The following is a 21,734-nucleotide window of genomic DNA, read 5'->3' as shown; positions in this document are numbered from 1 at the left end:
TGGTGGGGCAGATTACACATGCAACGTGCTTCTGGTCTGGGGAGAGCCTGGATTATTGCCGTTCGCTCGACAATCCCAATCGATGAAAACAGCAGGTTTTTGGCGTTACTTATCCTCTATGTCGACGCAAGGGCGGTTGATGCGGCCCCGGTTGGCGGCATTCAAGGAAATGTCGGGTTTTTTGGCGGTTTTTAGCGGCTATGGGCGCGCGCGATCGGCGTTACGCTTTGCGGCAACATGGCGACATCGCCCCACCAGCAAGGAATCAGGTAATGGCTGTATCAGGCTTGAACGGCATCGAAAGCATGCTCCAGCAGATGCGCACCGTCGTGAGCAAGGCGGAAACAGGCAATCTCGCCGCGGGGGAAGCGGTCGGCCAGCCCGACGGTTTTGCCGCCGAGTTGCAGCGCTCGATCCGCCGCGTGACGGCGGCGCAGAACGCCTCGTCGGCACAGGCGAGGGCCTTTGAAATGGGCGCCCCCGATCTTGCGCTGAACGATGTGATCATCGACATGCAGAAAGCCAGTCTTGGCTTTCAGACGGCGGTGCAGGTGCGTAACAAGCTGGTTGCTGCCTACAAGGAAATATCGTCGATGGCCGTGTAAGGGCGTCGATCTGAAAAAGGCCTTTCCATGAATTGGAAAGGCCTTTTTGCATTGGGGCTTTGCTTTGTTTTACAGCCGGCGTTGCCTTAATTACGCTGCGCGCCTTTCTCCAGGCGCCACACCACTTTCTGCAGCCAGTTTTCCTGGCGCGCATCCAGGTTCAGGAACACCGCGCCCAAGTGGCTCATCGGCGGTTCGCCGGTCAGCGACACGTGTCGGGGCACGGCGTCGTCGGGGCTGTCGGGTTGAATCATCGGCTGGCCGGAAATGGGATAGATATTGCGCACTCCCAGCGTGGCGCTGAGCTTGCCCAGCTCGCCAAAATCCAACTGCACGTCTTCCATCACCGTGCCACGTTCCGGCAATTCGGGCACGGCGAGCGCGGCCCGCAGCCCCACGCCGTCGACCGAAATATCGCGCACCGTGAACTGAAAAGGCTTGGTCTTGGGGTCGGGTTGCCAACTGGCCTGGCATTGGCCCGCGCCGGTGACCAGCGAGGCGCGAAACATCTTGCGCCGCTGGATGCGCGCCAGGCGATCAGGAAAGGGCGACATCAGGGCCGCGCTGCCGTCGTCGAAGTGAATGACTTCGGGACGCTGCACGCGAAAGCGGATCTGCACGCCGCCATAGGCGGTGGCATGGAAATGAAAGGTCGTGCCGCTCAACAGGCCCATGCTGTCGGACTGCTCGAAGTCGGCGCCGGCGTAGTCGCGTGGACGCCAGAAGAACTGGCGGGTTTGCTTGTCGGCGCCCAGTACCAGCACCGCCATCTCGCGGTCGGCGGCGTCGCGCACCAGGATGTGGCTGTCGGGGTGCGTCAGCTCAAAGAGGGCGGAGCGCATGTCTTCCGGCCGGGTCAGCAGGAATTCCGGGTCGCTGGCATCCAACACGATGGTGGTCCTTAGAGAGTGAGGTCAGGCGGCGCGGCCTGGGGAAGCTCGCGCGATTCCAGGCGATACAGCCAAGCCAGCAATTCTGCCACCGCTACGTACAGTTGGGGAGGAATATGTGCATCCAGGTCCACCTGCATGAGCAGGCCGACCAATTCGCGCGACTCGTGCACGTACAGACCGTTCTCTTCGGCGGCGCGCACGATGGTATCGGCCAGTTGACCGTAGCCCTTGGCCACGACGCGCGGCGCGCCGTCCTTGTCGTCATAGGAAATGGCGACGGCCGCGTTGCGGTTGGCGTTGGGGCCAGCGTTGGGGGCGCCGCTTTGGCCGCTGTCCGCAGAGGTTTGGGGGGCGTTGCTCATCAGAAATCGGTCGGGATGACAGGGCGCGGGTCGGTCACGCTGACGGCCAGATTGCTCAAAGTCAGGCCCGCGGCCAGAAGGCGCGAGCGCAGTTGGTCGGACGCATCATTGATTTCGCCGGCAGCCAGCGGCGCGACCAATTGCAATACGATCTGATCGCCCGCCAGGTTCAGGCGCGCATCCACCAGCCCCAGGCGGGGAAGGTCCAGCTTGAGCCGCGTGGCCCAGGTGGGTGTTGCCGAATCAGGGTCGCCGCCGTAAGGGTCGCGTTCCACTTCCCATTCCATCGGTGTGCCGGGCCAGGCTTCGCCTTGCCAGGTCAGCGATTGATTGGCCAGCACATCCAACTGCTGGCGCACCAACACGGTCAGGTCCTGGTGGATGCCGGCCACGGGCGTGCCGGGGGCGGGTGATCCGCTGCCCGACGCCGCCTCGGCGCCGCCGCCAGTGCGCGCGGTGGTCGGCGCGTCCGAACGGTTGCGCGCCGCCGTGGAATTTTGCTGGGCGGTGTCGCGGTTCAAGCGGGCCTGCGGCTCTTCCTGCAGGGCGGCCGGGTTGGTCCGGCCGAACACCATGTCGGTCAAATGCGATTCATAGAACAGGCCGCTGGTCTGCAGGGCTTGGCGTAGTGCCTGGCCCAACAGGCGCGCGGACGGGCCGCCGGCCGCCAGCGAGGCATGGGCGGCAGCGTCGGCGCCGCGTGCCGCATGGGCGTCGGCCTGGCCAGCAGGCCGCGTCAGCTTGGCCGCGGCAGCAGCATCCGCGCTGGCGGTGGTGGCGGTGGCAGCAGGCAGTGTGGGGGGCAGGGCGGGCGCCGTGGCCGCGGGCTGTCCGGCGGCGGCGGCTTGGCCGGGCGGCGTGCCCGGACCCGCAGCAGGCGCGGGCTGGGGCGAGGCTTGCGCGGGGGCTTGCCCGGGGGTTTGCCCAGCGCTGCCGCCATTGGCGTTCCAGAGCGGGGCGCGCCCCTGGACAGCGGGCGCGGCTTCGGGAAACTGGGCCAGCAAGGCAAGAATCGTCCGCGCGGTGGTGCCCAGCGTGGTCGGGGCGGATGCGGTGGTGTCGCTGCTGGTGACCAGCCCGCGCGCGGCCAGCGCCAGCGCGGCAGCCGTCTTGGCGTCGACAACGGCATTCTGGCGGTCGCCTCGGGCGCCGCCAGTCTGTATGCCTTGTCGGGGGTCGCGGGTGGAGCCGTCCGATGATCCGGGCTTTTCCGGGCCGCCGGGTTGGCTGACGGCATCTGGCCGTGCGCCCGACACCTGGTTGGCATTCGCGGCGGACATCGTCGTGCCAAGCACGGCGTCCAACCGCTGCACCAGGACGTTACCGAGTGCGGCGGGACCGACGCTCATTCTTCAGGCGCCTGATATCCGTAGGCCGACAGCAGGGTCTGCTGGCGCTTCATGCGTCCCAGCAGCTCGCCCAGCCGGGCCAACTGCGGGATAGCCAGGTCGCGCGTCAGCGCATCGTTTTCCAGAATCCGCACAAGCAGGTCATATTTCATGGCGCGGGCGGCTTCGTCCAGCGGCGCCGTCTGTTCCGTCTGGCGCAGGAGCTCGACGCGCTCGCAGTATTGCTGGCCATGGACCATGGCCAAATCCCAGTCGCCTGCCTTGGCGGCAGTCAGCATTTCCCCGGTGATGAAGGCGATCTCCTGGTAGTGCTCCAGGATGGCGGGAAGGGACTGGGTCAGGGACGTCATGGAAATCTCGGGCGTTCTCAGGCTGGCTAAAGGCATGGTTCGGGCCATTACGGCTCCATGCCGCCAGCCGGCCGGTCGATGGAAGTCTGCCAGGCTTCGGCCAGATCGGCCAGCAGCCGGTCGGCAATGTCAAGCTGCTCGACATCCGCTTTCAGGTTCGCTGTCAGCAGCGTACGGATGATGTAGTCGTAAAGCAAGGCGAGGTTGGCGGCGATATCGCCGCCGGCCTCCATGTTCAGCCCCGTTTTCAGGCCTTCATCGACGATTTTGATCGCTTTCGAGATGGCCGCCCCGCGCTCGGCGATGCGGCCTTCGTTCAAATGGATGCGCGCCTGCCCGATGGCCGCCCGCGCACCCAGGTAAAGCAGGGTGATCAGCCGCTCCGGGCTTGCGCCCAGGACTTGCGTTTCCAGGCCGATATCGGCGTAGGAACGAACAGAATAAGACCCTGAGGGCCGTCGGGCGGCATACGTCATTTAATGCATCTTCTATTAATTGAGTGAGTTACTTGGACTTGTTCATGGCCTCAAACTGCTGGGTCAGATAGCTGCCCGTGCTTTGCATCTGCATGTAGAAGGTGTCCAGCGCAACAAACTGCGTGCGCATCCGCTCGATTTCGGCATCGCTCGATGCCTTGGCGCGCGCCTTCTGCGCGTCCAATGCGGTGATCGACTTGGCCAGGCCGTCCTGGCGCGTCTTCAAGGAGCCGGTCGAACCCAGCACATCCTTGAGCGCCGCGTCGATATTCTTCGCCAGGCCGTTTTCACCCGTCAACAGCTTGGTGACGTCGGCGGGGTTTTCGGTCAGAGCCTTGGTCAGCTTGGTCGTGTCCAGCTTCAGTTCGCGGGCGGTGGCGTCGGTGGTGATGCCCAGATCAGCCAGCGAACGCAGCGTGCCGTCGCCCAGCACGCCTTGCAGCGCGCCGGACAACGCCGACTGGATCGAGCGCGTGGTGCCGTCGCCCGTCAGCGGTTGGTTGGTGGCCGCCGAAGCGTCAAACGCGGTCAGGTTCTTGATCGTGGTTTGCAGCGTCTTGTACTTGGTGACGAAGTCCTGCACCGCCTTGCTGGCCACCGAGGTATCGGCTTCCAGTTTCAGGGTGATGGGCTTGTCGGTTTCGGTCTTTTCGGCCAAGTTCAGCGTAATGCCGTCGATGGCGGTCGAAATGTTGTTCGAACCGCTCTTGACCGTGATGCCGTTGATGATGACTTCGGCGTCCTGCCCGGCGGTGGAGGTCATGCCGGAGGTCACGCCATTGGCATCCGTGCTGAACGTCAGGATGTCTTTCAGCGACTGGTCGCCGTTGACGGTGATGGACTTCACCGATGCTTCCGTGCCCGTTTCGCGCGAGGTCAGCATCAGGTAGTTGTTGCCATTGCCGTCGTTGATGACGGTGGCGCGCAAGCCGGTCTTGTCGTCGGCGTTGATGGCCTTGACGATGCCGTTCAAGGACGTATCGTCCTTCAGGTCGACCGTGCGCTTGGTGCCGTCGGCCAGTTCGATTTCGAAGGTGCCAGTCGTGCCGTTCTTGGCGGTGCGGTCGGCCACGGCCGACGATTGCAGGCTTTGCGCCCGCGCCAGGTTCTTCACTTCGATGGTGTATTCGCCGGCCACCGCGCCCTCGGCGGCCACCGTGGCCGTCAGGGCGGAGCCGCCGGTGACACTGCCCTTGATGGCAGCCATCGTTTCAGTCTTGCCCAGCACGGCGGCCGACGACTGCAGGGCTTCCAACGCGCTTTGAAGCTGCGAGTAAGCGTCGATACGGGTTTGATAGCTTTCGGCGCGGGTCGTGTAGACCGAAAGCTTTTTCGTCTCGGCGTCTTGCAGGTCCGACAGGATCTTTTCCAGCGGCAAGCCGGACACGGACCCAAGGTTGGTGATAGAAGCCATGTGATTTCCTTCCTAGCGAAGCGATTCTGACAAAAATAGGGTGCCGGCGATTGGCCGGGTAAGGGCATAAGGCGGGCCTAATTCGGGGTTTCCCTCACGCATAGGCGCCAAAACAGCTGAAGAACACTGTTTTAAGGGTCAGGTCACGCAGTGGTTTTAATGCCGTTGCCTTGCATGTTCACGATCATTTTGGCGATTTTGAGTACCGTTTCGCTGGGGATCGTGCGAATGACGTCGCCCGATTCCGCATCTACGACCGACACCACCACCTGATGCACATTCGGGTCGATTTCGAACTGCAATTGCGTCGACCACGCCTTCATCTGGTCGTTGATTTCGTCCAGCGCCTTGTCCAACGGCAGCTTTTGCGAATCTGATTGATCCGACGTGGCGCTGTCGGAGGCGCCGCTGTTGGTCGCGGCTGCGGCCGGCGTCACATTCACGGCCGGTTCGGCCACGATGGGCGCCTGCACGGGCGCAGCGGGTGCGAACGTAGCGGGGGCTAGGGGGGTTACGGCCATGATCACTCCAGCGGCGATGTGGGCGTCTCGGAGGAACGCGCTGTTTTCAGGGTATTCTCAGCTACGATAACGGCAGCCCCGCAGGGAACTTTAGCCCCCGGCGAGGCAGGTGTTTTACGTGCTAATCAGTTTGGATCGGGCAATGAGTGTCAAGACGGCGCTGCGAGTCATCGAAATCATCGAAACCTTTGCCCGCGAGAAGCGCGCGCTGCCATTGTCGGAGCTGGCGCGCCTGTTGGACGTGCCGGTTTCCAGTTGCCTGGCGCTGATCCGCACGCTGACGGGCCTGGGTTATTTGTATGAAACCGGCCGGCGCCAGGGCTACTACCCCACCGGCCGCCTGTTGGCCATGGCCCAGCGCATCGCGCGTGCCGACCCCGTTTTGGACCGCGTCTACCCCAGCCTGTCGGAATTGCGGGACGCTACCCGCGAAACGGTCGTGTTCGCCAAGCTGACGCAGGACGGGCGGGTGGTCTATCTGGATGTGCTGGATTCCCCACATACCATCCGATACGCGCCCGTTGCCGGCGAATTCAAGGACGTACACGCCAATTCGCTGGGAAAGGCGCTGGTGTCGCTGATGGATGCGCCCCAACGCCAGAGCCTGTTGTCCGACATGCCCATGACGCGCTACAACGAGCGCACCCTGGTCACGCCGCAAGCGCTGGAAGACGACCTGCAACGGTCGCGCCAGCGCGGTTGGTTTATGAACAGTGGGGAATCGATTGCCGACGTGGGGGCCATCGCCTGGCCCGTCACCTTGTCGGGCGAGCACTATGCGATTTCGGTGGGCGGCCCGATCTACCGGATCGAGCCGCAGCAAGAGGCCTATGCGCGCATCTTGCGGGCGGCGTGCACCGCCCTGGAACAGCAGGCCTGAACATGGCGCGGGCCAGCGTCGGCCTGAATCGCCGAGCATCGCGCCCGGCGCGCACCTTCAGTAAGACTTCGGCAGGCCCAGCACCTTTTCCGCGATAAAGCACATGATCAGTTGCGGGCTTACCGGCGCGATGCGCGGAATGAAGCTCTCGCGCAGCAGCCGTTCCACATGGTATTCCTTGGCGTAGCCCATGCCGCCCAGCGTCATCACCGCGGTTTGGCAGGCGTTGTAGCCGGCTTCCGCCGCCAGGTATTTGGCTGTATTGGCATAGGGGCCGCAGGGCAGGCCCGCGTCGTACAGGCTGGCGGCCTTGAACACCATCAGGTCGGCGGCTTCCAACTGCATCCAGGCCTGCGCCAAGGGATGCTGGATGCCCTGGTTCTGGCCAATGGGGCGGCCGAACACCGTGCGTTCACCCGCGTATTTCACGGCGCGATCCAGCGCGGCGCGGCCAATGCCCACGGCTTCCGCCGCGATCAGGATGCGTTCGGGGTTCAGTCCGTGCAGGATATATTCAAACCCGCGGCCTTCTTCGCCGATGCGGTCGGCCACCGGAATGCGCAAACCATCAATGAACAGCATGTTCGAGTCCACGGCCTTGCGGCCCATTTTCTCGATTTCGCGTACTTCGATCTTCTCGCGGTCCAGATCGGTATAGAACAAGGACAGGCCCTGCGTGGGCTTGTCCACCTCGGACAGCGGGGTGGTGCGCGCCAGCAGCAGCATCTTGGTCGCGACCTGCGCCGTCGATATCCAGATCTTGCGGCCATGCACCACGTATTCGTCGCCTTGGCGCACCGCGCGGGTCGATAGCTTGGTGGTATCCAGGCCAGCATCGGGTTCGGTCACGGCAAAGCAGGCCTTCTCGCGCCCGGCGATCAGCGGTTCCAGCCAGCGGCCGCGCTGCTCGTCGGTGCCGAACACCACCACGGGGTTCAGCCCGAAGATATTCATGTGCACGGCGGATGCGCCGGTAAAGCCCGCGCCGGACGCGGCGATGGTCTGCATCATCAGCGCCGCTTCGGTCATGCCCAGGCCCGCGCCGCCGTACTCCGGCGGCATCGCAATGCCCAGCCAGCCGTCGCGGGCCAGGTCGGCGTGCAGCGGTTCGGGAAAACCGCCTTCGCGGTCGCGTTCCAGCCAGTATTCATCGGGGTAGCGGTCGCAGATGCGCGACACGGCGTCGCGCAGCGCCAATTGCTCGGGGGTAAAGGCAAAGTCCATCAGTCGTTTCCATCCTGGGTAATGCCGCGGGCGACCAGCGCGTCGATCCGGGCGTCGTCGTAGCCGGCTTGCGCCAGCACCTCGCGGCTGTGCTCCCCCAGCCGGGGGGCGGGTCGGCGCAGGGACGTGGGCGTGCCTTGGTAATGGCCCAGCGGCGCGGGGGTGCGCAGGGGGCCTTCGCTGGGGTGATCCACATGGCGGATGAAGTCGGTGGCCACCAGGTGTTCGTCCACCAGCAGGTCGTCCACCGTGTAGAGCTGCGACGCGGGAATGTCCGCGCGGGCCAGGGCGTCCAGCCACTCCTGCGTGGGGCGGGTGCGGATCACGTCGGCCACATAGGCGTAGACCTCGCCGATGTGCGCCGCCCGCGCGCCGTGCGTGCAAAAGCGAGGATCTTCGGCCAACTCGGGCTGGCCGATCAGGTCAAAGAAGTTGCGCCAGTGCTTATCGTTGTAGATCAACAGGCAAAGGTAGCCATCGGCCGTGGCGTAGGGCCGGCGATGGGGCGCCAGCAGGCGCGCGTAGCCGGTCGGGCCCATAGGCGGCTCGAACGTCGCGCCGCCCAGGTGGTCGCCCAGCACCAGGTGGGCCATGCCTTCAAACATGGGGATTTCCACCTGCTGGCCACGCCCCGTCGTTTTTGCGTGCAGCACGGCCGACACCAGGGCAATGGCCACGTGCAGGCCCACGGCCCGGTCGGCCAGCGTCAGCGGCGCGTAGCGGGGCACGTCGCCGCTTTGCTGGGCCGACAGGGCGGCAATGCCCGTCTGCCCCTGGATCAGGTCGTCATAGGCGGGCCGGCCGGCGTAAGGGCCGGCTTCGCCAAACCCGTAGGCGCCCAGGTAGACGATGTGCGGGTTGCGCGCCGCCACCGTGTCATAAGACAGCCCCAGCCTGGCCATGGCCTGCGGCCGGATGTTGTAGAGCAGGGCGTCGCAGCTTTCGGCCAGCTTCAGGCAGGCCTCAAGCCCTTCGGGCGTCTTCAGGTCCAGCACGATGGACCGCTTGTTGCGGTTCAGGTGCAGGTACAGGTGGCCCATGCCGGGATTGCGCATGGGCCCCACGGCCCGCATGTTGTCGCCCGCGGGCGATTCCACCTTGATCACGTCGGCGCCCAAGTCCGCCAGCGTCTGCGTGGCGTAGGGGCCCATCACGACCGAGCTCAGGTCCAGGATGCGCACGCCGGCCAGCGGGCCGGCTGGCGTGGCGTCAGGGGCGGGGGGGAATGTCATTGCTGTTCGATTCCTGCATCTTTGATCAGCTTGCCCCACAGCGTGCGCTGCTCGCTGACGAACTGCGCGAAGGCTTCCGGGGTGCTGGAAAAGGCGTCAAAGCCCAGGCCCGCCAAGCGCTTCTTGACCTCGGGCTTGGCCACTACCTGGTTGATGGCGGCGTTCAGCTTCGCCACCACTTCGGGCGGCAGGCCGGCCGGGCCGAAATAGCCGTTCCAGGAATTCAGGTCGAAGTCCTTCACGCCGGCCTCGGCCATGGAGGGCAGGTCGGGCACGATGACGCTGCGTTCGGCGGTGGACACGGCCAGGGCGCGCAATTGGCCCGACTGCACAAAGGGCAGGCCGGAAGCCAGGTCGGTGAACATGAAGTCCACCTGGCCGCCCACCACGTCGGTCAGGCCTTGCGGGGTGCCTTTGTAGGGAATGTGCAGCAGGTCGATACCGGCGCGGTTGGCCAGCGTGGCGCCGGCGACGATGCCTGTGCTGTTGCCGCTGGCGTAGGTGATGCGGCCCGGGTTTTTCTTGGCGTCGGCCACCAGCTCACCCACGTTCTTCCAGGGGCGCTTGGGGTTCACGACCAGGATGAAGGGCAGGTTGCCGCCGCGCGCGATGGGGGTGAAGTCCTTGACCGGGTCATAGGGCACGTTCTTCATCAGCCAGGGCGCGGCCGAATGCGAGGTGTTGGTGGTGACGAAGAGCGTGTAGCCGTCGGGCTTGGCGCGCGCCACGTAGTTGGCCGCGATGGTGGCGTTGGCGCCCGGTTTGTTCTCGACGACGATCTGTTGGCCCAGGATGGCGGACAGTTCAGATCCGAATATCCGGCCCACCGCATCGGTGCCCGAGCCCGCCGGGAAGGGCACGATCAGGGTGATGGGCTTGTTGGGGTAGTCGGACGCCGCCTGGGCGATGGGGGCGGCCATCAAGGCCGCGCCGCTGATCAGGGCGGCGCTAAGCAAACGGAAAGGGTGCATGGGGTTGTCTCCAGGTTTATAGGGAATTCAGGCGCGGCTCTGCGTCCGCTGCCTGTGCCGCCGGGGGTCAGGCGGCGGGCGGTGGCGCCGGAAAGTCCCGGATCACGCGATCCGGGGATTCTTCATACGGGGGGGTGTAAATCACCAACAGCCTGGCGGGCTCGTCGCTGGTCACGGTAAAAACGTGGGGCACGTCGGGCGGGAAGTAACAGCAGTCGCCCGCCACCATGTCGGCTGTTTCGTCGGCCACCTGCGCGCGCGCGGTGCCCGACAGCAGATAGCAAACTTGCTCAATGCCCGGGTGCGCATGCGGCAGCGCGCCCTGGCCTTTTTCGATGACGCCCAGCAACACTTCCACGCCGCGCGAGCCGACGGTGTCGGGGCCGATCAGACGGCGGTTCAAGGTGCCAGTGTGATTGGCGGGGTGATAGCCGGGCACTTCGGCTTCGCGGACCAGCCAGCGGGGGGAAGTTGCTTGCGTCATGTTTATCCATCTAAATTTTCATACATAAATTTATTTTCACGTATGAGAAAAACGTCGGCAAGCGATTTTTCAGCTGGGATACTGTGTCGCGCTCTAGGGGATTAGGGAAAACACCGTGCGCGGACTGCTAAAATCTCGCGCTGATCTTCTTTCACGGCCCGCCATGTCTTCCGTTTGTCCGCCTGACGCCTCCGCCACGTTGTCTGATTGGTTGCAATACCTGGAATCCATCCACGCCACCGCCATCGACATGGGCCTGGACCGCGTGCGCGAAGTGGCCACGCGCATGGGGCTGGAACTCTCGGGCGTGAAATTCGTTGTGGGTGGCACCAACGGCAAGGGATCCACCTGTGCCATGTTGGAAGCCATGTTGCTGGCGGCCGGCTACAAGGTGGGGCTGTACACGTCGCCGCACCTGATCGACTTCAATGAACGCGCCCGCGTCAACGGCCAGATTGCCTCGGACGGCGACCTGATCGCCCAGTTCCAGGCCGTCGAGGCGGCACGTGGCGAGGTCTCGCTGACCTACTTCGAATTCACCACGCTGGCCATCCTGCGCCTGTTTTCGCAAACGCGCCTGGATGCAATCGTGCTGGAAGTGGGCCTGGGCGGCCGCCTGGACGCCGTCAACATCGTCGACGCCGATTGCGCCATCGTCACCAGCGTTGATCTTGACCACACCGACTGGCTGGGCGATACCCGGGAAAAAATCGGCTTCGAGAAAGCCCACATCTACCGCGCCGACCGGCCCGCCATCTGCAGCGATCCGGTTCCGCCGCAATCGCTGTTGGATCACGTGGAGAAAATCGGCGCGGATCTCTGGCTGTTCGGACGCGACTACAACTATTCCGGCGACCGTCAGCAATGGGCGTATGGCGGGCGCGAACAGCGCCGCAGCGCGCTGGCCTATCCGGCGCTGCGCGGCGCCAACCAATTGCTGAACGCGTCCGCCGCGCTGGCCGCCCTGGAATCCGTGCGCGACCGGCTGCCGGTGCAACAGCAGGCGGTTCGCCTGGGGCTGCTGCAGGCGTCGTTGCCAGGCCGCTTCCAGATTCTGCCGGGCCAGCCCTCCGTGATTCTTGACGTGGCGCATAACCCGCATGCAGCGGCCGTGCTGGCGCAGAACCTGGACAACATGGGCTTCCATCCCTACACCCACGCGGTGTTCGGCATGCTGAACGACAAGGACCTGGCTGGTGTCGTGGCCAAGCTGGGTACCCGCATCGACCACTGGTATTGCGCGGGCCTGCCCGGGCCGCGCGGCATGTCGGGCCAAGCGCTGGCCGACAAGGTCGCCGCGGCCTTGCCGCCATCATCCGCCGGGGCTGAAAGCCCCAGCATCGCCGCCTTTGAAAATCCCGCCCAGGCCTATGCCGCAGCGCGCGAGCGGGCGGTCGAGAATGATAGAATCGTCGTGTTTGGGTCGTTTCTCACCGTGGCCTCGGTTTTGCAGGCACTGGGTCGCAAGGCATAGGCAAAAACGGGCATGGCGGCCCGCCGCCACATTGCCGCAAGGAATTCTCTTCCATGGGTTTTTTCAATCGCAAAGATCCTGCCGACCAGGCGCAGTCCTCCAAACGGGCGGCAGTGCCTAGCGAGGTTCAGGCTGCGGAGCTGCGCGGCCGTGCGCGGCGCAGGTTGGCAGGCGCCGTTGCCCTGGTGCTGGCGGCTGTCATCATTCTGCCCATGGTGCTTGATTCGCAGCCCGTGCCGGTTGCCGACAACATTCCCATCCGCGTGCCGGAACGCAACACGCCGTTCCAACCCCAGGTGAGCGAGCCGCAAGCGGCGCCCCAGGTGGGAGGCGCGACGGTTGCAGATAACGGTGCCACTCCCGCGGATTCCTCCGTGCCGACGCCGCCCCCCGTTACATCAACGCCGTCAACCCCGCCCACGACTTCCGCACCGCCCGAGTCGGCAGCCCCGCACACGACCACGGTGCAGGTGACGCCGCCGCTCGTGGCGCCCAAGCCTGAAGCCAAACCCAAGCCCGAAGCCAAGCCCGAGGCGAAGCCCGAATCCAAGCCGGCTCCCAAGCCCGACACGCGCTCCGACGACGGCGCGCGAGCGCTGGCGCTGTTGGAAGGGCGTGCCGCGCCGGCCGCCGCCGCACCGGCGCCCAAGCCTGCCGCCAAGGGCAATTTTGTGTTGCAGATCGCGGCATACACCACGTCGGAAGACGCCCAGTCGCGCCGCGCCAAGCTGCACCAGGCAGGCGTGACCAACGCATTTGTGGAACAAGCCACCATCAGTGGCAAACAGCAGTACCGTCTGCGTGTGGGGCCGTTCCCCTCGCGCGAGGCGGCGCAGGCGGCCCAGGCGCGGTTGCGCACCTTGGGCTATGACAATGGTTTTATTGCCGCCCAATAGTGACCGGCTTCGACTTCGTCGTGCTGGCCATCCTGGTGGTCTCGGGTGTGCTGGGCCTGGTGCGCGGCCTGCTCAAAGAGGTGCTGTCGCTGGTCGCCTATCTGCTGGCTTTCGTGGCCGCGATATGGTGGGGCCCCACGGTGTATACGTGGCTTGAGCCCTATATTGAAACGACGCTGCTGCGCATGGGAGTCTCATACGCCGTGGTGTTCATCCTAGTGCTGCTCGGTGTGGGTTTGGTCAACATGACGCTAGCCGCCTTGATCCGCAGTACCGGACTCAGCCCCGCCGATCACGGCCTGGGCGGTATGTTCGGGCTGGCCCGTGGTCTCGTGATCGTGCTGGCCTTGGTGGCCGCTGCCGGCTATACGCCGCTACCCCAAGAGCCGTGGTGGAAGGACGCCATGTTTTCGCATTCGGCCATCGAGGCCATCAAACATATCAAAACGTGGCTGCCGCCGTCTTTGGCGACTTGGCTGCCGTATTGATTAGCTTCAAATCAACCAGGAAATCTCACCATGTGTGGAATCGTAGGGGTCATCGGGCGCGGGCCGGTCAACCAGCTGCTCTATGACAGCTTGCTGCTGTTGCAGCATCGCGGGCAGGACGCCGCGGGCATCGCGACGTCGCAAGGCAACCAATTCAATATGTACAAGGCTCACGGCCTGGTGCGCGACGTCTTCCGTACGCGCAACATGCGTTCGTTGCCCGGTACGTCCGGCGTCGGCCAGGTGCGCTATCCCACCGCGGGCTCCAGCGCCAGCGAGGAAGAGGCCCAGCCGTTCTACGTCAACGCGCCGTTCGGCATCATGTTTGCCCACAACGGCAACCTGACCAACTGGCGTGAACTGCGTGAATCGCTCTACCGCGTCGACCGCCGCCACATCAACACGAATTCCGATTCCGAAGTGCTGCTGAACGTGCTGGCGCACGAGCTGCAATCGTCGGCCAACGGCGTGTCGCTGGACGACGACGCGATCTTCCGCGCCGTGTCGGCGCTGCACAAGCGCGTGCGCGGCGCGTATGCCGTGGTGGCGCAGATTTCCGGTTACGGCCTGCTGGCGTTCCGTGACCCTAACGGCATCCGTCCCTTGTGTATCGGCCGCATGGAAACCGACGAAGGCGTTGAGTGGATGGTGGCCTCGGAATCGGTGGCGTTGGAAGGCAGCGGTTTTGTCTTCGTGCGCGACGTCGAACCCGGCGAAGCCGTGTTCGTCGACCTGGACGGCCGTTTCGTCAGCCGTCAGTGCGCGGAAAACCCGCAACTGGTGCCGTGTATTTTCGAATACGTGTACTTCGCGCGTCCGGATTCGCTGATCGACGGCGTGTCGGTCTACGACGCCCGCCTGCGCATGGGTGAATACCTGGCCGACAAGGTCGCGCGCAACATGCGCCTGGGTGACATCGACGTCGTCATGCCGATTCCGGATTCTTCGCGTCCGGCCGCGATGCAGTTGGCCGCCCGCCTGAACCTCGACTACCGCGAAGGGCTCATCAAGAACCGCTACGTGGGCCGCACCTTCATCATGCCGGGCCAGGCCGTGCGCCGTAAGTCCGTGCGCCAGAAGCTCAATGCCATCGGCATGGAGTTCAAGGGCAAGAACGTGCTGCTGGTTGATGACTCCATCGTGCGTGGCACCACCAGCCGCGAAATCGTCGACATGGCGCGCGCCGCCGGCGCCAACAAGGTGTACTTTGCCTCCGCCGCGCCTCCGGTCCGTTTCCCGAACGTGTATGGCATCGACATGCCCACGCAATCGGAACTGATCGCCACCGGCCGCAGCGACGAGGAAATCGCCCGCGCCATCGGCGCCGATTCGCTGATCTACCAGGATCTGTCCGACATGCAGCAATCGGTGCGTGACCTGAATCCCAAGATGACCCGCTTCGAAGCCTCGTGCTTCGATGGCGAATACATCACGGGCGACATCACCGCCGAATACCTGGCGCGCCTGGGCCAGTCGCGCGCCGAACCCGGCCAGGACGAAGGCGCAAGCGGCCTGCAATTCAACATGGGCTACGCCGCCAACGACGCCTGACCCTTCAGGGCAAGGCTTCAAGAAAAATGCCGTTCACGCGAGTGAACGGCATTTTTTTCTGCACGCCCGCCTTGCTGATGGGGCTATCTTGTCCCCGGGGCGTCGGTGGCATCGGCATCGGTATTGACGCCGTAGGCGGCCGGCATGCCTTGTTGCCCGCAGCACGCGCCCCAGTTCAGCAGCTTCGAGGTGTGCCCGATGCCCGGGTTGAACGTGTTGGTGGGGTCCAGGTCGCGATAGAACGCGGTCAATGCCGGCTTGGCCACATACAAGTGGCCCACGTTGTGCTCGGCGGGATACTCCGCCTGCCGCGCGTCCAGCAATGCCCACATGCGATGCTCCATCGCGATCGGGTCGACCCCTTTACGCACGATGTAGTCCTGGTGGAACACATGGCAGAAGAAATGGCCGTAATAGAGCTTGTGGACGATATCGCGTTCCATGTCGGCGGGCAGCGTCTCGACCCAGTCGCGGTCGTTGCGGCGCAGCGCGATGTCCAGCGGCACAATGTCCTCGACCGATGCGCGATGGGTGTCGCGATAGCGTATGGCCGCGCCCGCGATGGCAAAGCGATGCAGGAAGGCTTTGCGTCCTTCTTCGGCATCGCATTCAAAGAACGCCGCATCCGCGCGCTCCGCGAAATGCTTCGTCAAGAAGGCGCGCGCGGCGTCGGCCGTATCGTTGGACACCCGCAGCAGCAGGTGGTGTTCGTAGCGGTCGCGGTAATCGCGCATGCGGCGGGGCAGGTGATTCGGCAGCAACGTCACAACGGCCTGTATCGCGCGGTCGACCAAGCCGGGCAGGCCCAGCCGTTCAGCAATGCCGTCCATCCGGCTCTTGATGGCGAACGCCTTCGGCACGCGCGCCGTACCCAGTTTGTCGATCAGCAAAAACACGTCCTTGCCATAGCGCGCGCCGATGTCGAACGCATCGCGATGGATGTATTCGCCCGCGATCGGCAGCCGCGGCAGCTTGGCCAGCAGTTCGCGGCGCACGGCGGTCAGGTCGTCGGGCAGGTTGCTGCCGATATAAAACACCGTGCTGGGTTCGCGTTCGAACGTGTCCAGCCGTACCGCGAACAGGCAGACGCGGCCGGCCGAACCCGATGCTTCGTACAGGCGCGAGGGGTCGGCGTTGAAGCGGGCGGGCGTGGGCTCGTCGATCTGGCGCACATGCTGCGCGTAGTGCGGATCCGACGCCGCGCCCACGTCATCGCGGATGTCGTCCGGGCCATATTGCCCAGCCTGCAAACGGGTCAGGATCTCTTCGGGCGTAGCGCCCAGTTCAATGCCCAAGTGGTTCACCAGGCTGAGCGAACCGTCGTCGCCCACGCGCGCGTACAAGGCCAGTTCGGTGTAGGCGGGGCCGCGCCGCATCAGCGCGCCGCCCGAGTTATTGCACACCCCGCCCAACACGGACGCCCCGATGCAAGACGAGCCGATCACCGAATGCGGCTCGCGCCCCAGCGGCGCCAGGGCCTGTTCCAGCCGGTCCAGCGTGGCGCCGGGAAGGCAAACCACTTGCTTGCCATCGCGGATCACCTGGATACCCGGAATGCGCAGCGTGCTGATTAGTACGATCTCGCGGTCATATTGATCGCCGTCGGGCGTGGAGCCTCCGGTCAGGCCCGTATTGGCCGCCTGCATGATGACGATGCGGCCGGATTGCACTACGGCCTGCAGCACGCGCCACTGTTCCAGCAAGGTGCCGGGCCGCACCACGGCAAGGACGCGGCCTTCACCAGTGCGATGGCCCCTGCAAAAGCGGCGCGTGGCCGAATCACTGGTCAGTACCTGGGCGGGGCCGACCACGGCGCGCAGTTGCGCCAGCAGAGCGGCGCCCTCGGTCATGTTGGACGAAAGCGTCATGGTAGGGGGGGGGGGCGGGGCCGCATTCGGCGAAGGTTCCAGGGCGGGCGAGGCGTCGCGCGCGGGGCCATGATACCGAAGATTCAAGCGGGGACGGCGGCCCGTCAGCCCTTGGGCGCCCACAGCGATTCGCGCGTGGCCTCCAGGTGTGTCAGGTACAGGCGCAGATCGAATTCGTATTGGTGGTAGTGCGGTTCCATGCGCAGGCACAGGTTGTAGAAGGCCTTGTTGTGGTCCTTCTCTTTCAGGTGCGCCAATTCGTGCACGGTGATCATCTTCAGGAATTCGGCCGGCACGGTCTTGAACAGCGTCGCCACCCGGATCTCGTGCTTGGCGCGCAGCTTGCCGCCCTGCACGCGCGAAATGTAGGTGTGCTGGCCCAGGGCATGCTGGATCACATGGATCTTGCTGTCGTAGGTGACTTTATTGATCAGGTCGCCGTTGCGCAGATACGTGTTCTTCAGGTCCGTCACGTACTGGTAGAGCGCGCGGTCTGTGCGGATATCGTGCGGGCCGTCGGGGTAGCGCGACAGCAGGGCCGCGCCCAGCTTGCCACGTTCAAGCAGCGTTTGGGCCTGGGCGAGCAGCGGTTCCGGATAGCCGGTCAGGTATTTCAGGGTAGTCACAGCAGGGAAAGAACTTCCGCGCGGCCGCTCCGCCTTATGGGGGGGGCGCAACCGGCGCGGTGTTGTCGGGCGCAGGCCGCCAGGCGCGCGCCCGCGATTGAGTTCAGGGTCGGGCGCGGCCGAAGACGACGGGCAGCGCCATGAAGAACAAGACCACGAAGAGCGCCAGGCTCCACAAGGCGTATTCAATGCCCAGCACCGGCACCTTGGCGTCCATGCAGGTGGCGAAAATACCGAACAGCCACGGCACGTTGCCTTCCAGGCCGATGCCGGTCATGAAGCGGTCGGCAAAGGTCTGGTCGCACGACAGCATGTTGGCCGCCACGCTGTACTGGTACCAGGCCGCCACCACGCCCGACAGCGACAGCAGCGCCGCCAGCGCGCCGGCGATGCGGGTCAACGCCCGGCCGCCGCCAAAGCCACCAACCAGCGCCACCACGCCGATGACCAGATAGATCAAGCGTTGCAGCACGCACCACGCGCACGGCGGCATATCGAAAACGTGTTGGGAAATCAGGGCCACGCCAACGGCGCCGAAGCAAAGCAGGGCAATCAGGCGAAGCAGGCGTTCAGAGCGGGTAGTCATTTTTTAACTTGTTTTGAGATTGATCGATGCGGGCGAGCAGCCCGGCCAACGCTTAGGCCTTGGGAACCGGAATTGGTTGCATCACCTGCGTCAACAAACCCAGCATCAGGTCGCGCGCGCCTTCCCAGAAGATCTGCACGCCCAGGCACAGCATGATGAACGCCGACAGCCGCATGAACACGGCCGTGCCGTTGTCGCCCAGGCGGTGCAGCATCTGGGCGGCAAAGCGCAGGCAGACATAAAGGGTCAGGGACACCGCGATGATGCCCGGGATGGAGCCGCCCAGCCGCACCAGGCTCAGCACATGGTTCTGGTCGCGCAAGGACACGCCCACGGTGATGGCCGCGGCGATGGAACCCGGGCCGCAACTGATGGGAAACGTCAGCGGGTAGAACGCGCGCGCCTTCGCCATTTCGGGGGTGAACGATTCGGCCATGCGCGCCACGCGCTCGGTGTCGGCGTCGGGCGAATTCACCAACCGCCAGGCGCTGGCAATCACCAGCATGCCGCCGCCCACGCGCACGATGGACAAGGAAATGCCGAAGAAGCTGAGCAGCACGTTGCCGGCCACCATGGCGACGATCAGCATCAGGCAGACATTGACCGCCACCCGTTTGGCCAGCACCACGCGCGTGGCCGACGAGGCGCCTTCGGTCAGCGACAGGAAGATCGGCGCAATGGCAGGCGGGTTCAGAAAGGGCAGCAGGGTGGCCAGCGCAAAGAAGAAGCTGCCACCGAAGACGCGCAGATAGTCGTTAAGCTGCATGGGAGCGGGTATCGCCTGGCCGAAAACCCGGATTGTATGCGGTTCGGGCGCGGGTTGGTGACCCGATCAGGTCACCCGATCAGGCGACCTGATCACCGCCTCGATTACGCAACGCGCTGTTGCGCCTCGTCGCCGGCCAGCGCATCCAGGATGTCGCGTTCAAACTGCATCTGGATGCGGGGGCGCGCCAGCGCCGACCCATCCACGATGAACACGTCTTCCACGCGGTCGCCCAGCGTCATGATCTTGGCCATCAGCAGGTTGATCTCGTGCTGGGCGAATACGCGCGCCAGCGCGTGCAGCAGGCCAGGGCGGTCGGTGGCGGTAACCGACAAGCGCCACGACGTGCTGCGTTCGTCCGGCTGCAACTCGGCTTGCGGCATGACCGGGAACACGCGCGACACGCGCGATTGCCGGTTGCGCCCGTAGTAGCCGCCGCGGCTGGGCTGCGCCTGAGCGGCGGCGTGCGGGTCTTTCAAGCGTTCGGCCAGTTCGTGTTCCACCAGCGTGGCCTGGGCGCGCAGGTCGCTGGCGCCTTCTGGCAGCAGCACAATAAAACTGTCCAGCGCCCAGCCGTGGCGCGTGGTGTGGATGCGCGCGTCTTGAATCGACAGGTTCTTGGCGTCGAAGTAGCCGCAGATGGCCACGAAAAGGTCCGGCGCATCGCGCGTATAGACCATGATCTGCAGGCCTTCGCCTTGCTCGGTGGGGCGGGCCTTGACCACCGCCTGGGTGGGCGCCACCTGGTGATACAGGTGGCGCGTGTGCCAGGCGATGTCCGAGGCGTCGTGGCGCAGGAAGTAGGCCACGTCCAACTGGTTCCAGAAGGCTTCGCGGGCGTCGTCGCGCAGGCCGGCCAGGCGTGTCAGGCGGGCCGCTTCTTCCTTGCGCTCGGTCAGCACCGTGTGGGCGTCGGCATGGGCGCCGCCCAGTGCGGCCAGGGTCAGCTTGTACAGGTCTTCCAGCAACTTGCCCTTCCAGGCGTTCCAGACCTTGGGGCTGGTGCCGCGAATGTCGGCCACCGTCAGCAGGTAGAGCGCCGTCAGATGGCGCTCGTCTTTCACCGTGGCGGCGAAATCCTGCACGACGGCCGGGTCGGACAGGTCGCGCTTTTGCGCCACGGCCGACATCAGCAGATGCTGGCGCACCAGGAATTCCACCAGTTTGGCGTCTTCGGGATCCATGCCGTGGTCTTGCGCGAACTTGCGCACTTCGCGGGCGCCGAGTTCGGAGTGGTCGCCGCCGCGGCCCTTGGCGATGTCGTGAAACAGCGCCGCCACGTACAGCAGCCAGTGGCGATCCAGCCCAGCAATCAATTGGCTGGCCAGCGGGTATTCCTGGGCATGCTCGGGCATGGTGAAGCGGCGCAGGTTGCGCACCACGGCCAGCGTGTGCTGGTCCACCGTGTAGGCGTGAAACAGGTCGTGCTGCATCTGGCCCACAATGCGGCGGAACACCGGCAGGTAGCGGGGCAGGATGTTCAGCATGGTCATGCGCCGCAGTTCGTGCACGATGCCGCGCGGCTGCTGCAGGATCTGTAGAAACAGCCTGCGGTTGACCGGGTTGCGGCGGAACTGCGCGTCGATGCGATGGCGCGAATGCCAGATGGCGCGCAATGTGCGCGCCGACATGCCGGTGAGTTCGGGGCGTTGCTGCATCACCAGGAAGGCGCGCAGCAGCAACGTGGGATTGCGTTCGAAGCCGTCGTCGCGAATGATGTCCAGGCGGTCGCGCAGGTTGCGGAAATCATCGTCGATGTCGCGCGCGTCGCTATCGGGGCGCGGGAACAGCCTTTCTTCGATGTTCTGCACCAGGATGCCGTTCAACTGCGTCACCAGCCGCGCGGCCCAGTAGTAGCGCTGCATCAGCAGTTCGCTGCCGCGCCGCGTGGCGGTAGCGTGGATGCCGTAGACCTCGGCCAGCGCCGGCTGCAGATCGAACAGCACGCGGTCTTCGCGGCGCTTCGACAGCAGGTGCAGCTCGATGCGCAAGCGCTTGAAGGCTTGTTCGGCCTTGCGCAGGTCGCGCGCTTCAGAAGAGGTCAGCAGCCCCGCCTGCGCCACCGAGCGCCAACTATTGCCAAAGCCCGCGGCACGCGCCATCCACAGAATGACTTGCAGGTCGCGCAAGCCGCCGGGCGATTCCTTGCAATTCGGTTCCAGCGCGTAGGGCGTGTCGTGATAGCGCGCATGGCGCTGCTGCATCTCGACCCGCTTGGCGCGGAAGAAGGCGCGTGGATCCAGCCGCGACTTGGTCGCGGCATCGAACTTGCGCATCAGGATGCGGCTGCCCGCCAGCCAGCGCGATTCCAGCAGCGCCGTTTCCACGGTGATGTCGGCATCGGCCTCGCGTTCGCAGTCTTCAATGGTGCGCACGCTGTGGCCGGGTTCCAGGCCCAGGTCCCACAGCGAGGCCACCAGCCGTTCAATGGCGGATTCCTCTTCGGGTGTGGGGGCGTGCGGCAGCAGGATCAGCAGGTCAACGTCGGAATGCGGGTAAAGTTCGCCCCGGCCATAACCGCCCACCGCCGCCAGCGTGGCGCCCAGGGGCAGCGGGCAATGCTTGACCAGGTCGCGCAGCGCGGCGTCCACGATGCGCCGCAATTCAGACAGTAGCGTATCCGGGCGCTCGTGCTCGCGGAACTGGGTTACCGCGGCGCGTCGGGCTTGCTGAATGCGTTCACGCAGGGAACTGAGGAATTCGGCGGTCATGGGGCGG

23 protein-coding genes are annotated in these 21,734 nt (G+C 64.9%); 7 read left to right on the top strand and 16 right to left on the bottom strand.

What is annotated here, in order from left to right; translation table 11 throughout:
• Window positions 1–18: 18 nt before the first annotated feature.
• Window positions 19–195, top strand: a complete 177-nt coding sequence (locus tag WBR68_RS12580) for a hypothetical protein (RefSeq protein ID WP_157055552.1) — start codon at window positions 19–21, stop codon at window positions 193–195.
• Window positions 196–272: 77 nt separating this feature from the next.
• On the top strand, window positions 273–605 hold the full coding sequence (gene fliE, locus WBR68_RS12575; RefSeq protein WP_050450428.1) for a flagellar hook-basal body complex protein FliE: 333 nt from the start codon (window positions 273–275) through the stop codon (window positions 603–605).
• Window positions 606–691: 86 nt separating this feature from the next.
• On the opposite strand, the gene WBR68_RS12570 is transcribed toward fliE, so the two are convergent.
• From WBR68_RS12570 to WBR68_RS12540, 7 genes are all read right to left on the bottom strand, one after another.
• Window positions 692–1,495, bottom strand: coding sequence for a flagellar brake protein (locus tag WBR68_RS12570; protein ID WP_230694397.1), 804 nt, complete (start codon window positions 1,493–1,495; stop codon window positions 692–694).
• Window positions 1,496–1,506: 11 nt separating this feature from the next.
• Window positions 1,507–1,860, bottom strand: a complete 354-nt coding sequence (locus tag WBR68_RS12565; RefSeq protein WP_050450430.1) for an EscU/YscU/HrcU family type III secretion system export apparatus switch protein — start codon at window positions 1,858–1,860, stop codon at window positions 1,507–1,509.
• Window positions 1,860–3,209 (bottom strand): flagellar hook-length control protein FliK, encoded by a 1,350-nt coding sequence (fliK, locus tag WBR68_RS12560; protein ID WP_230694396.1) that lies wholly within the window; start codon window positions 3,207–3,209, stop codon window positions 1,860–1,862. Before fliK ends, WBR68_RS12565 begins: the two co-directional genes overlap by 1 nt.
• Complete coding sequence (locus WBR68_RS12555; protein WP_050446578.1) at window positions 3,206–3,559, bottom strand: flagellar protein FliT; 354 nt, start codon at window positions 3,557–3,559, stop codon at window positions 3,206–3,208. The genes fliK and WBR68_RS12555 overlap by 4 nt, the downstream gene beginning before the upstream one ends.
• A 47-nt stretch (window positions 3,560–3,606) precedes the next feature.
• Complete coding sequence (gene fliS / locus WBR68_RS12550) at window positions 3,607–4,035, bottom strand: flagellar export chaperone FliS (RefSeq protein ID WP_050446577.1); 429 nt, start codon at window positions 4,033–4,035, stop codon at window positions 3,607–3,609.
• 28 nt (window positions 4,036–4,063) lie between these two features.
• Entirely contained in the window at window positions 4,064–5,449 is a 1,386-nt protein-coding gene (gene fliD / locus WBR68_RS12545; RefSeq protein ID WP_230694395.1) for a flagellar filament capping protein FliD, read from the bottom strand.
• Window positions 5,450–5,592: 143 nt separating this feature from the next.
• Complete coding sequence (locus WBR68_RS12540; RefSeq protein ID WP_050446575.1) at window positions 5,593–5,970, bottom strand: flagellar protein FlaG; 378 nt, start codon at window positions 5,968–5,970, stop codon at window positions 5,593–5,595.
• A 142-nt stretch (window positions 5,971–6,112) separates the two neighbouring features.
• Between WBR68_RS12540 and WBR68_RS12535 the strand changes: the two genes are divergently transcribed.
• Entirely contained in the window at window positions 6,113–6,850 is a 738-nt protein-coding gene (locus WBR68_RS12535) for an IclR family transcriptional regulator (protein WP_050446574.1), read from the top strand.
• A 57-nt stretch (window positions 6,851–6,907) separates the two neighbouring features.
• Here WBR68_RS12535 and WBR68_RS12530 read toward each other — a convergent pair whose 3' ends face one another.
• The 4 genes from WBR68_RS12530 to WBR68_RS12515 form a co-directional block, all read right to left on the bottom strand.
• Window positions 6,908–8,074 carry an acyl-CoA dehydrogenase family protein gene (locus WBR68_RS12530; RefSeq protein WP_050446573.1) on the bottom strand — a complete coding sequence of 389 codons (1,167 nt, stop codon included), beginning with the start codon at window positions 8,072–8,074 and terminating at the stop codon, window positions 6,908–6,910.
• Window positions 8,074–9,306 (bottom strand): CaiB/BaiF CoA transferase family protein, encoded by a 1,233-nt coding sequence (locus WBR68_RS12525; RefSeq protein WP_050446572.1) that lies wholly within the window; start codon window positions 9,304–9,306, stop codon window positions 8,074–8,076. Before WBR68_RS12525 ends, WBR68_RS12530 begins: the two co-directional genes overlap by 1 nt.
• Complete coding sequence (locus WBR68_RS12520; RefSeq protein ID WP_050446571.1) at window positions 9,303–10,277, bottom strand: Bug family tripartite tricarboxylate transporter substrate binding protein; 975 nt, start codon at window positions 10,275–10,277, stop codon at window positions 9,303–9,305. The genes WBR68_RS12525 and WBR68_RS12520 overlap by 4 nt, the downstream gene beginning before the upstream one ends.
• Before the next feature lie 67 nt (window positions 10,278–10,344).
• Window positions 10,345–10,761, bottom strand: a complete 417-nt coding sequence (locus WBR68_RS12515; protein WP_050446587.1) for a cupin domain-containing protein — start codon at window positions 10,759–10,761, stop codon at window positions 10,345–10,347.
• Window positions 10,762–10,924: 163 nt separating this feature from the next.
• Here WBR68_RS12515 and folC point away from each other — a divergent pair, with 163 nt between their 5' ends.
• Genes folC through purF form a run of 4 tightly spaced genes read left to right on the top strand, consistent with a single transcriptional unit; the run spans window position 10,925 to window position 15,170 of the window.
• Window positions 10,925–12,235 (top strand): bifunctional tetrahydrofolate synthase/dihydrofolate synthase, encoded by a 1,311-nt coding sequence (gene folC / locus WBR68_RS12510; protein WP_230694394.1) that lies wholly within the window; start codon window positions 10,925–10,927, stop codon window positions 12,233–12,235.
• Window positions 12,236–12,288: 53 nt separating this feature from the next.
• Window positions 12,289–13,131 carry an SPOR domain-containing protein gene (locus WBR68_RS12505; protein WP_230694393.1) on the top strand — a complete coding sequence of 281 codons (843 nt, stop codon included), beginning with the start codon at window positions 12,289–12,291 and terminating at the stop codon, window positions 13,129–13,131.
• A complete protein-coding gene (locus tag WBR68_RS12500; protein WP_050446568.1) occupies window positions 13,131–13,619 on the top strand; it encodes a CvpA family protein in 489 nt (162 codons plus the stop codon). Before WBR68_RS12505 ends, WBR68_RS12500 begins: the two co-directional genes overlap by 1 nt.
• Before the next feature lie 30 nt (window positions 13,620–13,649).
• Window positions 13,650–15,170 carry an amidophosphoribosyltransferase gene (purF, locus tag WBR68_RS12495; protein WP_050446567.1) on the top strand — a complete coding sequence of 507 codons (1,521 nt, stop codon included), beginning with the start codon at window positions 13,650–13,652 and terminating at the stop codon, window positions 15,168–15,170.
• Window positions 15,171–15,253: 83 nt separating this feature from the next.
• On the opposite strand, the gene dld is transcribed toward purF, so the two are convergent.
• From dld to WBR68_RS12470, 5 genes are all read right to left on the bottom strand, one after another.
• Window positions 15,254–17,038, bottom strand: coding sequence for a D-lactate dehydrogenase (gene dld, locus WBR68_RS12490; protein ID WP_230694392.1), 1,785 nt, complete (start codon window positions 17,036–17,038; stop codon window positions 15,254–15,256).
• A 104-nt stretch (window positions 17,039–17,142) separates the two neighbouring features.
• Window positions 17,143–17,664, bottom strand: a complete 522-nt coding sequence (locus WBR68_RS12485) for a M48 metallopeptidase family protein (RefSeq protein ID WP_050446565.1) — start codon at window positions 17,662–17,664, stop codon at window positions 17,143–17,145.
• Between the two features lie 103 nt (window positions 17,665–17,767).
• Complete coding sequence (locus tag WBR68_RS12480; protein ID WP_050446564.1) at window positions 17,768–18,250, bottom strand: disulfide bond formation protein B; 483 nt, start codon at window positions 18,248–18,250, stop codon at window positions 17,768–17,770.
• A 52-nt stretch (window positions 18,251–18,302) separates the two neighbouring features.
• Window positions 18,303–19,016, bottom strand: a complete 714-nt coding sequence (locus WBR68_RS12475) for a MarC family protein (protein WP_050446563.1) — start codon at window positions 19,014–19,016, stop codon at window positions 18,303–18,305.
• 104 nt (window positions 19,017–19,120) lie between these two features.
• Entirely contained in the window at window positions 19,121–21,727 is a 2,607-nt protein-coding gene (locus WBR68_RS12470; RefSeq protein WP_050446562.1) for a [protein-PII] uridylyltransferase, read from the bottom strand.
• Window positions 21,728–21,734: the final 7 nt, after the last annotated feature.

The sequence above is a fragment of the Achromobacter sp. JD-1 genome, assembly GCF_038594925.1.
Lineage (GTDB): Bacteria > Pseudomonadota > Gammaproteobacteria > Burkholderiales > Burkholderiaceae_B > Achromobacter > Achromobacter spanius_C.
Note: the sequence above shows the minus strand (reverse complement) of the source record. Positions and strands in the feature narration are given on the sequence as shown.

Excerpts from the sequence above, each read along its gene's own strand:
- fliK (WP_230694396.1), bottom strand. The coding sequence starts at position 3,209 with ATGAGCGTCGGTCCCGCCGCACTCGGTAACGTCCTGGTGCAGCGGTTG.
- folC (WP_230694394.1), top strand. The coding sequence starts at position 10,925 with ATGTCTTCCGTTTGTCCGCCTGACGCCTCCGCCACGTTGTCTGATTGG.
- WBR68_RS12525 (WP_050446572.1), bottom strand. The coding sequence starts at position 9,306 with ATGACATTCCCCCCCGCCCCTGACGCCACGCCAGCCGGCCCGCTGGCC.
- WBR68_RS12475 (WP_050446563.1), bottom strand. The coding sequence starts at position 19,016 with ATGCAGCTTAACGACTATCTGCGCGTCTTCGGTGGCAGCTTCTTCTTT.
- WBR68_RS12540 (WP_050446575.1), bottom strand. The coding sequence starts at position 5,970 with ATGGCCGTAACCCCCCTAGCCCCCGCTACGTTCGCACCCGCTGCGCCC.
- WBR68_RS12535 (WP_050446574.1), top strand. The coding sequence starts at position 6,113 with ATGAGTGTCAAGACGGCGCTGCGAGTCATCGAAATCATCGAAACCTTT.
- fliS (WP_050446577.1), bottom strand. The coding sequence starts at position 4,035 with ATGACGTATGCCGCCCGACGGCCCTCAGGGTCTTATTCTGTTCGTTCC.
- purF (WP_050446567.1), top strand. The coding sequence starts at position 13,650 with ATGTGTGGAATCGTAGGGGTCATCGGGCGCGGGCCGGTCAACCAGCTG.
- WBR68_RS12480 (WP_050446564.1), bottom strand. The coding sequence starts at position 18,250 with ATGACTACCCGCTCTGAACGCCTGCTTCGCCTGATTGCCCTGCTTTGC.
- WBR68_RS12565 (WP_050450430.1), bottom strand. The coding sequence starts at position 1,860 with ATGAGCAACGCCCCCCAAACCTCTGCGGACAGCGGCCAAAGCGGCGCC.
- dld (WP_230694392.1), bottom strand. The coding sequence starts at position 17,038 with ATGACGCTTTCGTCCAACATGACCGAGGGCGCCGCTCTGCTGGCGCAA.
- WBR68_RS12530 (WP_050446573.1), bottom strand. The coding sequence starts at position 8,074 with ATGGACTTTGCCTTTACCCCCGAGCAATTGGCGCTGCGCGACGCCGTG.
- fliE (WP_050450428.1), top strand. The coding sequence starts at position 273 with ATGGCTGTATCAGGCTTGAACGGCATCGAAAGCATGCTCCAGCAGATG.
- WBR68_RS12470 (WP_050446562.1), bottom strand. The coding sequence starts at position 21,727 with ATGACCGCCGAATTCCTCAGTTCCCTGCGTGAACGCATTCAGCAAGCC.
- WBR68_RS12505 (WP_230694393.1), top strand. The coding sequence starts at position 12,289 with ATGGGTTTTTTCAATCGCAAAGATCCTGCCGACCAGGCGCAGTCCTCC.
- WBR68_RS12515 (WP_050446587.1), bottom strand. The coding sequence starts at position 10,761 with ATGACGCAAGCAACTTCCCCCCGCTGGCTGGTCCGCGAAGCCGAAGTG.
- WBR68_RS12520 (WP_050446571.1), bottom strand. The coding sequence starts at position 10,277 with ATGCACCCTTTCCGTTTGCTTAGCGCCGCCCTGATCAGCGGCGCGGCC.
- WBR68_RS12555 (WP_050446578.1), bottom strand. The coding sequence starts at position 3,559 with ATGACGTCCCTGACCCAGTCCCTTCCCGCCATCCTGGAGCACTACCAG.
- WBR68_RS12580 (WP_157055552.1), top strand. The coding sequence starts at position 19 with ATGCAACGTGCTTCTGGTCTGGGGAGAGCCTGGATTATTGCCGTTCGC.
- fliD (WP_230694395.1), bottom strand. The coding sequence starts at position 5,449 with ATGGCTTCTATCACCAACCTTGGGTCCGTGTCCGGCTTGCCGCTGGAA.